Raw genomic sequence first — 12,862 nt, 5'->3', positions numbered from 1 at the left:
GTTAGGGGTGATCATGAGAGTCCAGAGCGCACTTCGTATGAGGAGGCACGAGTGGCCGAGACTCTGAAGAAGGGCAGCCGGGTGACCGGCACCGCGCGCGAGAAGCTCGCGGCAGACCTGAAGCGGAAGTACGAGTCGGGTGCCAGCATCCGGGCGTTGGCCGAGGAGACCGGCAGGTCGTACGGCTTCGTCCATCGGATGCTGAGCGAGTCCGACGTCACCCTGCGCGGCCGTGGCGGCGCGACCCGGGGCAAGAAGGCCGCCTCGGCCTGAACCCCACCCCGACCGCCCCGGACGACCGGGCACGGGCGCCGATCGTTACGCTTCCAGGCATCACTACTGCCGAGTAACGAGCGGAGACCCGATGAGCCTGCTCGACCAGGACGGTGTGCGTGTCACCGTCCACGACGCCGTGGCCACCGTCACGCTGACCAACGCCGCGCGGCGCAACGCGCAGACCCCCGCCCTGTGGCACGCCCTCGCCGAGACCGGACGACGGCTCACCGGGGACATCAGGGTCGCCGTGCTGCGCGCCGAGGGCGTCTCCTTCTCGGCCGGCCTCGACCGGCGGGCCCTCACCCCGGAAGGAATCGAAGGCCAGCTCTCGCTCTTCGACCTGGCCGCCGCACCGGAGTCCGAACGCGACGCCACCATCGCCTCCTACCAGGAGGCGTTCACCTGGTGGCGCCGCCCCGACCTGGTGACCGTCGCCGCGGTCCAGGGGCACGCCATCGGCGCGGGCTTCCAACTGGCCCTCGCCTGCGACCTGCGCGTCTGCGCCGAGGACGCGCGGTTCGCCATGCGCGAGACCAGCCTCGGCCTGGTCCCCGACCTCGGCGGCACCCACCCGCTCGTCGCACTGGTCGGCTACGCCAGGGCACTGGAGATCTGCGCCACCGGCCGCTTCGTCCATGCCGACGAGGCCGCACGCATCGGCCTGGCCAACCTGGTCGTGCCGGCCGACCAACTGGCCGCCGCCACCGACGACCTGGCCGCGGCGCTGCTCGCCGCCGAACGCGGCGCGCTGATCGAGACCAAGGCGCTGCTGCGCGCCGCGACCCACCAGGACTACGACACCCAACGCGCGGCCGAACGCGCCGCCCAGGGCCGCCGGCTGAGGGAACTCGCCGGCCTGGACTGAGCCCCTCCCCGCCCCGGCTCAGTCGACCGCGGTGACCAGCAGCGTCACCCGCACCGGTCCGGGGGCCCCGCCGTCCCGCGCCGCCGCCGATGCCGCGGCGCGGGCCACCTCCCCGGCCAGCGCGGGCAGCGGACGCCTCCCCTCGGCCTCCCACTGGAGCCGCACCAGCCGCGACGGCGGCTCCTGACGGTCCTCCACACGCACCGCGCCCAGCCAGCCGTCGAGCACCGCCGAGAGGCCGGCGACCCCGTCGACCGCCGTGACCGCCTCCGCCACCTCGTCGGCGCACGGGCCGCCCGAGCGGAGGGAGTCCGGCGGGGACGGCGGCTCGTGCGGCGGCCCCGCCGGCTCGGGCGGCTCCGACAGCAGCTCGGTGACCTCCAGGTCGACGGCGGCCACCGACAGCCCCAGCCGTTCCGTCGCCTCCTCGACCAACGCGGCCCGCACCCGTTCGGCCACCCCGGTCAACGGAACCGTCGGGTAGGCCGCGAACTCGGCCGTCATCCGCAGCGGCCCTGGCGGCAGCGCCCCGGACGGCGCGGGGAGCGCGGCGTCCTCCGACGGGTCCCGGGGGTCCCCGTCCGCGCCGAGTCGCAACTCGCCGAGGCGCACCCCCGGCGCCGCTTCGGCGACGGCCCGGGTCAGCGCGGCGCGCGCGGCACGTTCCGTCAGCCACCCGGCCCACTCCGCCTCCTGCCGCAGCGGCAGCAGCCGCCCCAGGCCCAACTGCCGCCGCATCGTGCTCAACAGACCGTCGGCGCCCATTTGTTTCCACCTTCCGTTGCGCATGGGTTTGTACTCAACCGGCCAAGGCTGGGTACAGCATCTCCCAGGAACGCGGCGACGGCCGCCCGAGGCGCCACCCGATCGGGGGGCCACGAGCGGGGCGCGGAGCACGCCGCGCTTAGTGTGGCCGAGAAGGCGACGGCCGAAGCCGCCGCCAGGAAAGGGGCGAGGCACAGTGAGCGACACCACCACGGAGCAGGGGACCGGCCAGGTCGCGGACCAGGGGTCCGAGCAGGCGACGGAGTCCGGCAGGACCCTCGGCACGCGCCGGGGCACCGGTGACCCGGCGACCCGGGGGCGCACCACGATCGCCGACGGTGTGGTGGCCAAGATCGCGGGCATGGCCACACGCGACGTCGTCGGCGTCCACGCCATGGGCAGCGGGCTCGCCCGCACCTTCGGCGCCGTCAGGGACCGGGTGCCGGGCGGCAGCCGGTCCGTCACCCGCGGCGTCAAGGCCGAGGTGGGCGAGGTGCAGACCGCGCTCGACCTCGAAATCGTCGTCGAGTACGGGGTCTCCATCCCCGATGTCTCCCGTACCGTACGGGAGAACGTCATCACGGCCGTCGAGCGGATGACCGGACTTGAGGTCGTCGAGGTCAACGTCAACGTCGTCGACGTCAAGCTGCCCGACGACGAGGAGGACGACGAGGAGCGGCAGCTCCAGTGACCTCCCGCTTTCAGTGATCTCGCGGTTGTCGGTATCACGTCGTTCCACTTGAGGAGTACGAGATGAGCATGGCGGTGATCGGAATGGTCGCCGGGATGGCCCTGGGCTTCGCCGGATACTTCGGCGGGTTCGCGGCCTTCCTGCTGGTGGCGGCGCTGGGGGCGATCGGCTTCGTGGTCGGCCGGTTCGTCGACGGCGACCTGGAGCCCGGCGACCTCTTCCGCTCCGGGGACCGCGGCGGCGACCGGCGGCGATGACGGTGGAACAGGAAGTACCGGCCAACCAGCGCGGCACCACCCGGATCGCCGACCGGGTGGTGGCCAAGCTGGCCACCCAGGCGGCGCGCGAGGCGCTGCGGGCGGACCGCACCGACCCGCCGGCCCCGCGCGGACGGCACGGCGGGCCGCACGCCACGGCCGTGGTGCGCCGCCCGCCGGGCGCGGACGGCACGGGCGGGCTGGCCAGCGTGCGGGTCTCCGTCGAGCTGGGCTACCCCTCGGACATCGGCGCCCAGTGCGGCTCGGTGCGCCACCATGTGACGCGCCGCGTCGGCGAGTTGGCCGGGATGGAGCTCCAGGAGGTGGCCGTCGCCGTGGAACGGCTGCACTCCTCGGAGCTGGACGGCGCCGCGTCGGGGAAGCTCCTGTGACCGCCCGTCACGCCCACCGGGGACCCGGCGGCGAGGGCGACCCCGCGGACACGGAGCCGTTCCAGGACCACGGCACGAACGGGGACACCGTTCGGCTGAGCAAGACGGCGGACGCCCCGGAGCCGGGTGCCGGTCCCGGCGACGAGACCGCCCCCGAAGGCGAAGAGTCGGATCCGATGCGGCAGTCCGCCTCGACCGCCCGCTACGAGCCGGGAGGGGCCGAGGACGGCCGCGCGCCCCGCTTCTGGTCGGTGCGCCGGGTGCCGGCGGGGCTGGTCGCCGCCGCGCTGCTGGCCGGGTCGGGGCTGCTGCTCTTCGACATCGTCTCGGTCCGCGCGGACCGCCCGGCCGCCGCCTGGCGGCGCGAGACGGCCGACGCGCTGGCCACCCGCCCCCTCGACGACGGCTGGGTGGTGGCGGGCGCCGCGCTCGCCATGCTGCTGGGCGTCGGCCTCGTGGTGCTGGCGTGCACCCCCGGCCTCCGTCGACTGCTGCCGATGCGCCAGGACAGCGAGCTGATGCGCGCCGGCATCGAACGTTCCGCCGCCGCGCTGGTGCTGCGTGACCGGGCCCTTGAGGTCTCGGGGGTGCGCAGCGTGCGCGTCGCGGTCGGAAGGCGCCGGATCAGGGTCACGGCGGAGGCACACTTCCGCGTGCTGGACGCGGTCCGCGCCGACTTGGACGCGGTGCTGGGCGACGGCATCGACGAACTGGGCCTGGCCCGCCGGCCCGCACTGGCCGTCCAGGTGCGCCGGCCGGCGAAACGATAAGCGAGAAGGAGCGGTCGGGATGCTGCGGATCGTCAACCGGGTGCTGCTGGCCCTGACCGGGGTCGCGCTGTTCCTGCTCGGCCTCTCGGTGCTGGTCGGCACGCTCGACCTGCCCGAACGGTGGGGCTTCACCACCCCGTCGTGGTGGACGTGGGACACGCCGGACGACGTGCTGCTGAGCGACGGCGACCGGCTGCGCCACCGCGAGGCCAGCTGGTGGTGGCCGGTGGTGATCGGCTCCCTGTCGCTGCTGGTGCTGCTGAGCCTGTGGTGGCTGCTGGCCCAGCTGCGCCGCCGTCGGCTCTCCGAGGTGCTGGTCGACAGCGGCGACGGCGTCGGCGCGTTGCTGCGCGGGCGCGCCATGGAGGACGTGGTCGCCGCCGAGACGGAGACCCTGCCGGGCGTGGACCGCGCGCGCGTCAGCCTGGTCGGCCGCCGCGAGCAGCCGAGGGCGCGGGTCGCCCTCGTCCTCGCGCCGCAGGCGCGGCCGGATGAGGTGGTCCGCAGGCTGCGCGCGGAGTCCATCGAACACGCGAAGGTCTCCGCCGGCCTCGAAGCGCTCCCCGCGGAGGCCCGCCTCCGCGCGGCCAAACACGGGCCGGAACGCGTCAGCTGAGCCCTGCGGGGCTTTTGCGGTCGGAGTGGCTCGGGTGGGGTGCCGTCCTCGCCCCGGTGGGTGGTTGCTCGCGCGGTTCCCCGCGCCCCTGGGCTCGTGGTGGCGGGGGTGGTGGGCCAGGTGCGGGTCGACGCCCAGGCGGGGCACCGGCTACGTCGGCTGCCCGCCGACCGGGGTCGGTTCCTCGGACCGGGGACGGACCTCGGCCGGCTTCCCCGTACCGCCGGCGTCAGCCGGTTCCGCCGCCCGCCGGTCGTTCACGTCCCGGCGCAGCAGCAGCACCCATCCGACGGGGACGCCGGCGGCGAAGAGCCACCACTGGACCGCGTACGCGAAGTGCGCGCCGATGCCGGTGTGGTCCGGCTCGGGGACCAGCTCCAGGGCCGGGTCCGCCGGGTCCGGCGGCACGGTCTCGGTCAGGTCCAGATAGCCGCCGAGCATCGGCTGTCCGAGATCGGCCGCCCGCTGCTCGCTGTTGATCAGCATCGTCATGCCCTCGGGCAGACCCGAGCGCTCCCGGACGCCGGTGTTCCCCGTCGTCTCGTCGGCCATCAGCCGCCCCGTGACCGTGACCTCGCCGGACGGTGGCGGCGGCACGTCGGGCGCCCGGGTCAGGTCCTGGCCGGCGGCGACCCAGCCGCGGTTGACCAGCACCGCGGGGCCGTCGTCCGGCACCAGCGGGGTCAGCACGTGGTAGCCCATCGCGCCGTCGCCGTTGGTGCGTTGGCGGACCAGCACCTCGTGGTCCGCGGCGTAGACGCCGGTCGCCGTCGCCGGCCGGTAGCGGTCGTCCGGGTCGGGGCCCGTCTCCGGTGCCGACAGCTCGGCCATCGGCACCGGCTCGGCCTCCAGGCTGGAGGCGATCAGGTCGTTGCGCGCCACCCGCTGGTCGTGGCGGTCCATCTGCCAGAACCCGAGCCAGACCATGGCCGGGATCAACAGCAGCGCGAGCAGGGTGAGGATCACCCACTGCCGGGACAGCAGAAAGCGGTACACGCCTGATGACGCTACCCGAACCCGGTCACACCCCCTGCGCCGGGTCCTCCGCCGGGGCCACGTCGCGCAGCAGATGGGTGAAGGCGGCCTCGTCCATGACGGGGGTGCCGACGGCGCGGGCCTTGGCGACCTTGCTGGTGGCGGCGTCGGGCGCGTTGGTCACCAGCAGGCTGGTCAACGCGGAGACGCTGGTCGCCACGTGCAGCCCGGCCTCGACGGCCTGGTCCTCCAGCAGGTCGCGGTCGATCGAGGTGTCCCCCGAGAAGGCGACCCGCATCCCCTGTATGAGCCGCCCGCCCGCCTGGTAGCGCCCCGGGTTCGGATACGGGCAGGCGGGCCGCCGCCGGCTCGGCCGCCAGCCGCGCCAGGCGCCCGCCGCGCCGACCCGCTGCCGCCGCTCGGCGGCCGGCGCCTGGGACCACTCCGTGATCGGCAGGCAGGCGTGCAGCGGGAGCGGCAGCCGGCGGTCGGCCGCCTGGTGGAGGCTGGGCCGGAACGCCTCGGCCAGCACCCGCGCGTCGTCCAGCGCGTGGTGCGCCCGCCGCTGCTCCACCCCGAAGTGGCCCACGAGGGTCTCCAGCCGGTGGTTGGGCAGCGGCAGCGCCAGCTCCTTGGCCAGCCGGATGGTGCACAGCCGCTGCCGCGTCGGCGGGGTGCGCTCCGCGCGCGCGAACTCCCGCGCCAGCATCGTCCAGTCGAAGACCGCGTTGTGCGCGACCAGCACCCGGTCGGCCAGCCGCTCCGCCAACTCGTCGGCGATCTCGGCGAACAGCGGCGCGTCCCGCAGCATCTCCGTCGTCAACCCGTGGATCCATGTCGGCCCCGGATCGCGCTGCGGGTTGACGGGGGAGTACCAGTGGTCCTCCACGTCCCCCCTGGCGGTCAGCCGGTAGACGGCCGCCGAAACGATCCGGTCATGGCTGGCCAACCCCGTGGTCTCGACGTCGACCACGGCGAACCCCGACGGATAGCCCTCCGGCCAGGGGCCGTCGGGGGTGGTCCGTGGCAGGGGGAGGTCAACCGTGGCCGCCTGGTCGTGGTCTTCGAGCATGGTCCCAGAGGATACGGGCCGGCACCGACAGTGCCCGCCGGACGGCCGGGAGTTGGGCCGGTGCGCGGGGCGCGGGTGAGGCCGTTCCCGCTGGTTGTCACAGGGGTGACGTACGCTGCGAGACATCTGCTTCCCACCAGCGGAGGTGCCAGGATGCTCCTCGACACCCACGGACGGACCGCCACCGACCTGCGGGTCTCCCTCACCGACCGGTGCAACCTGCGCTGTACGTACTGTATGCCGGAGGAGGGCCTGGCGTGGCTGGCCAAGCCGGAGTTGCTGACGGATGACGAGATCGTGCGGCTGGTCGGCGTCGCCGTCGGTCAACTGGGCGTCACCGACGTCAGGTTCACCGGCGGGGAGCCGCTGCTGCGGCGCGGCCTCGTCTCCATCGTGGAGCGCTGCGCTGCGCTCGCCTCCCGCCCCCGGCTCTCCCTGACCAGTAACGGCATCGGCCTGGAGCGCGTGGCCGTCCCGCTGCGCGAGGCGGGGCTCGACCGGGTCAACGTGTCGCTCGACACGCTGAGTCCGGAGACGTTCGAGCGGATGACCAGGCGCCGGCGCCACGCCGACGTGCTGCGCGGGCTGGCCGCAGCCCGGGACGCCGGCCTCACCCCCGTCAAGGTGAACGCGGTGCTGATGCCCGGGATCAACGACACGGAGGCGCCCGAGCTGCTGGCCTGGGCGCTGGCCGAGGGGTACGAGCTGCGGTTCATCGAGCAGATGCCGCTGGACGCCCAGCACGGCTGGCAGCGCGCGGAGATGATCACGGCCGAGCGGATACTGGCGGCGCTTCGGCACCGGTTCACGCTCACGCCGGAGGAGACGCGCGGCTCCGCGCCGGCCGAGCGGTGGCTGGTGGACGGCGGCCCGGGCCGGGTCGGCGTGATCGCCTCCGTGACGCGCCCGTTCTGCCGCGCCTGCGACCGGACGCGGCTGACGGCCGACGGCCAGGTGCGGGACTGCCTCTTCACCCGTGAGGAGTCGGACCTGCGCGGCCCGCTGCGGGGCGGCGCCGACGACGCGGAGCTGGCCGAGCTGTGGCGGCGGGCGATGTGGGGCAAGAAGGCGGGCTCGGGGCTGGACGATCCGACGTTCCAGCAGCCGCAGCGGCCGATGTCGTCGATCGGCGGCTGACCGCCGGGCGGGGACGCGCCGGGGTCAGGCGTCGTTCCGCGCGCGCCACTCGTCGAGCGGCACGACCTCCTTCAGGAACTCCCGCAGCCCCAGGAAGCGCGACAGGTACTCCCGGTGCTCGTCGCAGGCCAGCCAGGTCTTGCGGCGGTCCGGGGTGTGCAGCTTGGGGTTGTTCCAGGCGAGCACCCAGACGGCCGGCTGGCGGCATCCCTTGGCCGAGCAGACCAGCTCGGTCTCGGCGGGCTCGTTCGACACGGGGTCCTTCCAGCTTCTTCGCGGTTCCGTGGGGTTTTCGGTTCCCTGGGGTTTCTGCTCAGGTCGTGGTCGATCCTGCCCGGTTCCGAACGAAGAGGACACGACGCTGATCGAGACGCTGACTGGTCCCGAACATGCCCGAACATGATCGACGCCGGGCGGCCACGGGGGGAGCCGCCCGGCGTCTCTCTGTCGCTCCGACGGGGGATACGGAGCGCTCTTGAAGTATGACACGCCATCGGGCGTCCAATGCAGAGGAATGACCCAAATGATCTGAGCTTTTCCGGGTGTTGACCGTCGGAAGGGTCAACTCCGTTTGTGGGCTTCCCGCTGTCCCGGCGGCAGCGCCCGGGGCGCCACCGACTCCCCGACGAACGTGGAGGGCAACGACGGCACGTTCTCCCGACCCGCGTTCGCCACCACCACGGCGATGTACGGCAGCGTGATGCCCAGCACCAGTGTGACGGCCGCCAGCGGCAGGCTGACGTTCCACAGCAGCGCGGTCAGCAGCACCGCCAGCGTGCGCACCACCATCGCCACGATGTACCGCCGCTGCCGGCCGCGCACGTCGTCGTCCAGGCTCTGCCGCGCGCCCGTGATCCGGTAGACCCCGGACTCCTCGTCCCTGCCCTCGCCGGAACGACGCAAGTGCGCCATCTCACCTCACCCGTCTCCCGGGACACCGGGCGCGACACCGCGCCGCGCCCGGCCCTACGCCCACGGTAAGCCCGGCCCCCGCTCAGTCGCGCAGCTGGGCCAGCTTCCGCCCCGCCTTCAGGTACAGCCCGTCCGGCGCCCCGGCGGCGGCGCGCTCCGCGACCACCTCGGCCAGCGGGCGCAGCGCGTCCGCCTCCGACAGCACCTCGGCCCGCTGCTCCGCGCCGTCCTGGAGGACGAGACGCAGCGCGTTCTGCTTGGCCAGCCGCCGCGCCGCCGAGGCGCTCGGCGCGAACTCCAGCACCTTCGCCAGCACCGTCGTCACGGACTCCGCGCCGTGCTCCGCCAGCGAGACCTCCGGCAGCGTCTCCACGTCGGCGAAGCTGCGCCGGGAGAACTGCGCGGTGAAGCCGTCGCGCGCCCTCATCGCCGCCTCCACGCCGTGCAGCGCCGCGACCACCTCGCCCGCCAGCACCTTCTTCAGGTCCATCGGGTGCAGCGAGGAGTCCGCCAGCCGCCCCCTGACCGCCTCCAGCTCGGCGTCCGTCCACTCCGTCCAGGCCCGCAGGTAGGGCTCCATCAGCCGGTCGGGGATGGACATGACCTTGCCGAACACGTCGTCGGGCGTCGAGTTCAGCCCGATGTAGTTCCCCTTGGACTTGGACATCTTCGCGCCCGACCCGTCGGTGCCCTCGATCAGCGGCATCCCGACCACCAGCTGCGGGGTCTGGCCGTAGATCTCCATCACCCGCCGGCCCATCTGCATGTTCAGCAGCTGGTCGACGCCGCCCAGCTCCACGTCCGCGTCGATCTCCGCCGAGTCGATCGCCATCGCCACCGGGTAGATCAGCTCCGACATCGACAGCCCGTGCCCGGCGTCCAGCCGGCCGCGGAAGTCCTCGCGCTGGAGCAGCGAGGACGCCGAGACCTGCGCGAGCACCCCGATCAGCCGGGGCAGGGTGATGCCGGCCAGCCACTCGCTGTTGTGCCGGAAGCTGACCTTCTCGAAGTCGAAGAACGGACGCACCTGGTCGCGGTAGCCCGCCAGGTTGCCCGCGATGTCCTCGTCGGTCAGCGGGGGCCGCTCGGCGGAACGCCCCGAGGGGTCGCCGATCTTGGCGGTGATGTCGCCGATGATCAACGTCACGTCGTGGCCCATCCGCTGGAAGCGGCTGAGCACGATCATCGGCACCGCGTGCCCGAGGTGCACGTCGGCGGCGGTCGGGTCGATCCCGAACTTGACGTGCAGCCCGTGCCCCGCCTCCCGCGCGGCCCCGATCCGCTCTGCCAGCCGCTCGGCCGACGGCACCAGCTCCACCGCGCGGGCCGCGATCAGCTCGGCCTGCTCCGCCGGCGACAGGTCGGTCAGGTCCAGATAACGCCGCGTCGCCGTCTCCTCCAGCAGCCGCTGGACGGTGGTGTCGGAGGAGAGGTCCTGCGCCAGCAGCGCGCTCGCGCGCCGCACGGATTCGCCGAGGCGTGTCACGTTTCGGTCCTGCCGTTTGTCGGGGATGAGAACGCCCCGATTCTACGGCCGCCCGCTCACACGCCCGGGCTGACCGAACTCATGTGGAACTCCGGCACCCGCAGTGCCGGCATCGCCACCCTCGGGAAGTACCTGCCCCACTCCCGGGAACGGGTCAGCCCCGTCGCCGACGCCTCGCTGGCACGGGCGATGACCTCCACCGGCGACTCGTTGAACCGGAAGTTGTTGACCTGACCGACCACCTGACCACCTTCGACCAGGAAGACGCCGTCCCTGGTCAACCCGGTCAGCAACAGGTTCTTCGGATCCACCTCGCGGATGTACCAGAGGGAGGTGACCAGCAGGCCGCGCTCGGTGGTCGCGACCAGTTCGTCCAGCGAGGCGGTGCCACCGGCGTCCAGCCGCAGGTTGTCCACCACGGGGGCCAGCGGCAGCCCGGAAAGCTCCGCCGAGTGCCGGCTGCTGGTCAGCGTGCGCAGCGTCCCGTCCGCGATCCACTCGGTGCGGCCCAGCGGAAGGCCGTTGTCGAAGACCGAGTTGCTCGCGAGGAAGCTGTCGGCCGAGGAACGGGTGAGCACGAACGGCGCCGCCTCCATCCCCGCGTCAGCAGGGTCACTGGTAAGCGTCATCGGCAGCCCGGTCAGCCGCTCCCCGGCCCGCGTCCCGCCGCCGGGCCTGCTGAAGACCGTGCGCCCCTCGTGGGTGCGCCGGGCGTCGACGGTCAGATGCTGGTAAAGCAACAGGTCGGCGACCGAGCTGGGCGGCAGCAGCGTCTCGTAGCGGCCGGGCGGCAGGTCGACCGTGCGGTCGCCCCACGCCAGCCGCGCCGCCAACGAGGAGTCCAGCGCCGCGAGATCGAGGGCGGAGAAGTCGTGCACGGGAACGGTGACGAACGAGGAACGCCGCCGGCCGTCCGACTTGGCGTTCAACTCCAGGGAGCCGGTGGCCTGGTCGTGCCGCAGCCGAAGCCCGCTGGAGGTGCCCAGGTAGCTGGAGACCATCTCGTGCTCGGCGAACCCGAAGAGCTCACGCCCCTCGCGCGCCGCCCGCGCGAACGTCTCCCCGAGCGCCGGCGCGAAGCCCCCGAAGACCGCAGAGGAGGTCTCCGCCGGCGCGTCGGCGAAGTCCGCCGAGGCGGGCATCGCCGTGCCCGGCACGAGCGGGCTGGCCTCGTCCGAGGTCGGCGACTGCCTGGCCGCCTCCTCGGCGGCCCGGACCACGGCCTCCACCTCGTCGCCGGTGGCCGCCGACCGGGAGACCACCCCGACCGACACCCCCGTGGCGCCGTTCACCGTGGCGATCACGGTCAACTGCCGGCCCCGGGTCTGCCCGTTGGTGGTCAACGCGTTGAGCGCCCACCGGAGGTTGGCCGAGCTTCGCTCCTCGACGATCACGACGGTGCCGTCGGCCCGCGACAGCTCCAGCGCGCGTTCGATCGTCTCGTGTGGTCCGGCAGCGCTCATCGGCTCGCCTCCCGCGTGGTGTCCAACCGAGTGCCCTCAGTCTGCATTGACGCAGGCTAGAGGGCGCCCGGCCACCGGGGCTAGCGCCTCACGTGATCGAGCAACGCCCGCCACGCGGCGACGGGCATGAGTACGGCGGGTCCGTTGGGGTTCTTCGAGTCGCGTACGGGGACGGTGTCGGCGAGCCCGTCGACGACTTCGAGGCAGCCGCCTGCGCCGTTCTCGGAGTAGGTGCTCTTGCGCCAGCCGTTCAGCTGCCCGGCGGGGAACGTCCTCATGTCATTGCCTCTTCAGGTAATCAGTGATCAAAGTCTTCGACTGTGCCTCGTTCAGGGCCAACATCAGTGCGTTGTCGAAGCGCTGCCCCTGACGGGCTCGATCATTGGGCGAGTCTACGATCCGACCGCTATCGAACGACTCGGTCAACAGGACCGCAGATCCATCGGCGAGCTCCAGCATGGTGATGCTGCCCCCCATGACCGCGTGAATCCCCGCACTGAACGGAATGATCTGGACAGCCACACGCGGTCGTTCGCCCGCGGCGAGTAGATGCTCCAATTGCCCGCGCATGACACCCGGTGCCCGTGCCCCTCGGCAGAGAGCGGACTCGTCGATCAGCGCCCGGTAGAACGGTGGGTCGTCGCCCCCGAAGATGCGTTGCCGTGCCACTCGCGAGGCCACCCACTGCTCCAGTTCGGCAGCCGAAGTGCCTGGGAGGCCCGTGCTGATCAACTCCCGGGCGTAGCCCTCGGTCTGCAACAAGCCCGGGATCAGTGATGAGGTGAGGACCCGGATCCTCCGGGCCCGGCGTTCCTGCTTCACCACGCTTCTGGAAGACCGCGCCACGGTCATCTCCGAGGACATCGCCTGAAGCTCCTCCAGGGCGCCTCCTTCCCCGAAGTACTCGTCAAGCGCCGTGACCAACGCGGGACTTGGCGCCTTCTTCCCCGTCTCCACCCGGCTCAGGTAGGAGGCCGAGTATCCGGTGACGGCTTCGGACAGTTGTCTCAACGACATTGCCCGGCCCTCCCGCAGTGTGCGAATCCTGGCCGCGACGCGCTGTTGTTGACCAACCACCCCGGCGCTGTTGTCACTGGTCAGCAGCGTCAACACCTCCTCGTTGCCCCCGCATTAACCGCGCGTATTTGGTTACGCGCTCAGCGTGCTTTCATCCTTACACCTCTG

At 72.8% G+C, this 12,862-nt stretch carries 17 protein-coding genes; 8 read left to right on the top strand and 9 right to left on the bottom strand.

Going from position 1 to position 12,862, the window contains the following annotated elements; translation table 11 throughout:
• The first annotated feature begins 51 nt into the window (after window positions 1-51).
• Both FH715_RS14725 and FH715_RS14720 read left to right on the top strand, forming a co-directional pair.
• Window positions 52-273: a helix-turn-helix domain-containing protein gene (locus FH715_RS14725; protein ID WP_211367648.1), complete on the top strand. Its 222-nt coding sequence runs from the start codon at window positions 52-54 to the stop codon at window positions 271-273.
• 91 nt (window positions 274-364) lie between these two features.
• Window positions 365-1,141, top strand: coding sequence for an enoyl-CoA hydratase/isomerase family protein (locus tag FH715_RS14720; protein ID WP_139645322.1), 777 nt, complete (start codon window positions 365-367; stop codon window positions 1,139-1,141).
• A gap of 18 nt (window positions 1,142-1,159) precedes the next feature.
• Here the strand turns inward: FH715_RS14720 and FH715_RS14715 are convergent, their stop codons facing one another.
• On the bottom strand, window positions 1,160-1,906 hold the full coding sequence (locus FH715_RS14715; RefSeq protein ID WP_211367646.1) for a nucleopolyhedrovirus P10 family protein: 747 nt from the start codon (window positions 1,904-1,906) through the stop codon (window positions 1,160-1,162).
• A gap of 196 nt (window positions 1,907-2,102) precedes the next feature.
• Here FH715_RS14715 and FH715_RS14710 point away from each other — a divergent pair, with 196 nt between their 5' ends.
• The 5 genes from FH715_RS14710 to amaP all read left to right on the top strand — a co-directional run bounded on the left by FH715_RS14710 (window position 2,103) and on the right by amaP (window position 4,632).
• Window positions 2,103-2,597, top strand: coding sequence for an Asp23/Gls24 family envelope stress response protein (locus FH715_RS14710; protein ID WP_139645320.1), 495 nt, complete (start codon window positions 2,103-2,105; stop codon window positions 2,595-2,597).
• 62 nt (window positions 2,598-2,659) lie between these two features.
• Window positions 2,660-2,854, top strand: a complete 195-nt coding sequence (locus FH715_RS14705) for a hypothetical protein (protein ID WP_139645318.1) — start codon at window positions 2,660-2,662, stop codon at window positions 2,852-2,854.
• Window positions 2,851-3,246 carry an Asp23/Gls24 family envelope stress response protein gene (locus FH715_RS14700; RefSeq protein ID WP_139645316.1) on the top strand — a complete coding sequence of 132 codons (396 nt, stop codon included), beginning with the start codon at window positions 2,851-2,853 and terminating at the stop codon, window positions 3,244-3,246. Before FH715_RS14705 ends, FH715_RS14700 begins: the two co-directional genes overlap by 4 nt.
• A 95-nt stretch (window positions 3,247-3,341) precedes the next feature.
• Window positions 3,342-4,016: a DUF6286 domain-containing protein gene (locus FH715_RS14695; protein ID WP_139645645.1), complete on the top strand. Its 675-nt coding sequence runs from the start codon at window positions 3,342-3,344 to the stop codon at window positions 4,014-4,016.
• 19 nt (window positions 4,017-4,035) lie between these two features.
• Window positions 4,036-4,632 (top strand): alkaline shock response membrane anchor protein AmaP, encoded by a 597-nt coding sequence (gene amaP / locus FH715_RS14690; protein ID WP_139645314.1) that lies wholly within the window; start codon window positions 4,036-4,038, stop codon window positions 4,630-4,632.
• Window positions 4,633-4,782: 150 nt separating this feature from the next.
• On the opposite strand, the gene FH715_RS14685 is transcribed toward amaP, so the two are convergent.
• Both FH715_RS14685 and FH715_RS14680 read right to left on the bottom strand, forming a co-directional pair.
• Window positions 4,783-5,628, bottom strand: a complete 846-nt coding sequence (locus tag FH715_RS14685; protein WP_139645312.1) for an SURF1 family cytochrome oxidase biogenesis protein — start codon at window positions 5,626-5,628, stop codon at window positions 4,783-4,785.
• 25 nt (window positions 5,629-5,653) lie between these two features.
• Window positions 5,654-6,679 (bottom strand): DEDDh family exonuclease, encoded by a 1,026-nt coding sequence (locus FH715_RS14680; RefSeq protein WP_139645311.1) that lies wholly within the window; start codon window positions 6,677-6,679, stop codon window positions 5,654-5,656.
• A 153-nt stretch (window positions 6,680-6,832) separates the two neighbouring features.
• Here FH715_RS14680 and moaA point away from each other — a divergent pair, with 153 nt between their 5' ends.
• On the top strand, window positions 6,833-7,816 hold the full coding sequence (moaA, locus tag FH715_RS14675) for a GTP 3',8-cyclase MoaA (protein WP_139645309.1): 984 nt from the start codon (window positions 6,833-6,835) through the stop codon (window positions 7,814-7,816).
• A 24-nt stretch (window positions 7,817-7,840) separates the two neighbouring features.
• On the opposite strand, the gene FH715_RS14670 is transcribed toward moaA, so the two are convergent.
• The 6 genes from FH715_RS14670 to FH715_RS14645 form a co-directional block, all read right to left on the bottom strand.
• A complete protein-coding gene (locus FH715_RS14670) occupies window positions 7,841-8,071 on the bottom strand; it encodes a hypothetical protein (protein ID WP_211367638.1) in 231 nt (76 codons plus the stop codon).
• A gap of 306 nt (window positions 8,072-8,377) precedes the next feature.
• Window positions 8,378-8,728: a DUF3099 domain-containing protein gene (locus FH715_RS14665; protein WP_139645307.1), complete on the bottom strand. Its 351-nt coding sequence runs from the start codon at window positions 8,726-8,728 to the stop codon at window positions 8,378-8,380.
• Window positions 8,729-8,810: 82 nt separating this feature from the next.
• Entirely contained in the window at window positions 8,811-10,214 is a 1,404-nt protein-coding gene (gene tyrS / locus FH715_RS14660; protein ID WP_139645304.1) for a tyrosine--tRNA ligase, read from the bottom strand.
• A gap of 56 nt (window positions 10,215-10,270) precedes the next feature.
• Complete coding sequence (locus tag FH715_RS14655; RefSeq protein ID WP_139645302.1) at window positions 10,271-11,677, bottom strand: metallopeptidase TldD-related protein; 1,407 nt, start codon at window positions 11,675-11,677, stop codon at window positions 10,271-10,273.
• A gap of 80 nt (window positions 11,678-11,757) precedes the next feature.
• Window positions 11,758-11,955 (bottom strand): DUF397 domain-containing protein, encoded by a 198-nt coding sequence (locus tag FH715_RS14650; RefSeq protein ID WP_139645300.1) that lies wholly within the window; start codon window positions 11,953-11,955, stop codon window positions 11,758-11,760.
• 1 nt (window position 11,956) lies between these two features.
• Window positions 11,957-12,790, bottom strand: coding sequence for a helix-turn-helix domain-containing protein (locus FH715_RS14645; protein ID WP_139645297.1), 834 nt, complete (start codon window positions 12,788-12,790; stop codon window positions 11,957-11,959).
• Window positions 12,791-12,862 lie beyond the last annotated feature (72 nt).

This window comes from Streptomyces sedi (genome assembly GCF_006335015.1).
Taxonomy (GTDB): Bacteria; Actinomycetota; Actinomycetes; order Streptomycetales; family Streptomycetaceae; genus Streptomyces; species Streptomyces sedi.
Note: the sequence above shows the minus strand (reverse complement) of the source record. Positions and strands in the feature narration are given on the sequence as shown.

Bases quoted from the DNA above. Each gene is read 5' to 3' on its own strand.
- FH715_RS14720 (WP_139645322.1), top strand. From the start codon at position 365: ATGAGCCTGCTCGACCAGGACGGTGTGCGTGTCACCGTCCACGACGCC.
- FH715_RS14715 (WP_211367646.1), bottom strand. From the start codon at position 1,906: ATGGGCGCCGACGGTCTGTTGAGCACGATGCGGCGGCAGTTGGGCCTG.
- FH715_RS14705 (WP_139645318.1), top strand. From the start codon at position 2,660: ATGAGCATGGCGGTGATCGGAATGGTCGCCGGGATGGCCCTGGGCTTC.
- FH715_RS14700 (WP_139645316.1), top strand. From the start codon at position 2,851: ATGACGGTGGAACAGGAAGTACCGGCCAACCAGCGCGGCACCACCCGG.
- amaP (WP_139645314.1), top strand. From the start codon at position 4,036: ATGCTGCGGATCGTCAACCGGGTGCTGCTGGCCCTGACCGGGGTCGCG.
- FH715_RS14680 (WP_139645311.1), bottom strand. From the start codon at position 6,679: ATGCTCGAAGACCACGACCAGGCGGCCACGGTTGACCTCCCCCTGCCA.
- moaA (WP_139645309.1), top strand. From the start codon at position 6,833: ATGCTCCTCGACACCCACGGACGGACCGCCACCGACCTGCGGGTCTCC.
- FH715_RS14665 (WP_139645307.1), bottom strand. From the start codon at position 8,728: ATGGCGCACTTGCGTCGTTCCGGCGAGGGCAGGGACGAGGAGTCCGGG.
- FH715_RS14655 (WP_139645302.1), bottom strand. From the start codon at position 11,677: ATGAGCGCTGCCGGACCACACGAGACGATCGAACGCGCGCTGGAGCTG.
- FH715_RS14650 (WP_139645300.1), bottom strand. From the start codon at position 11,955: ATGAGGACGTTCCCCGCCGGGCAGCTGAACGGCTGGCGCAAGAGCACC.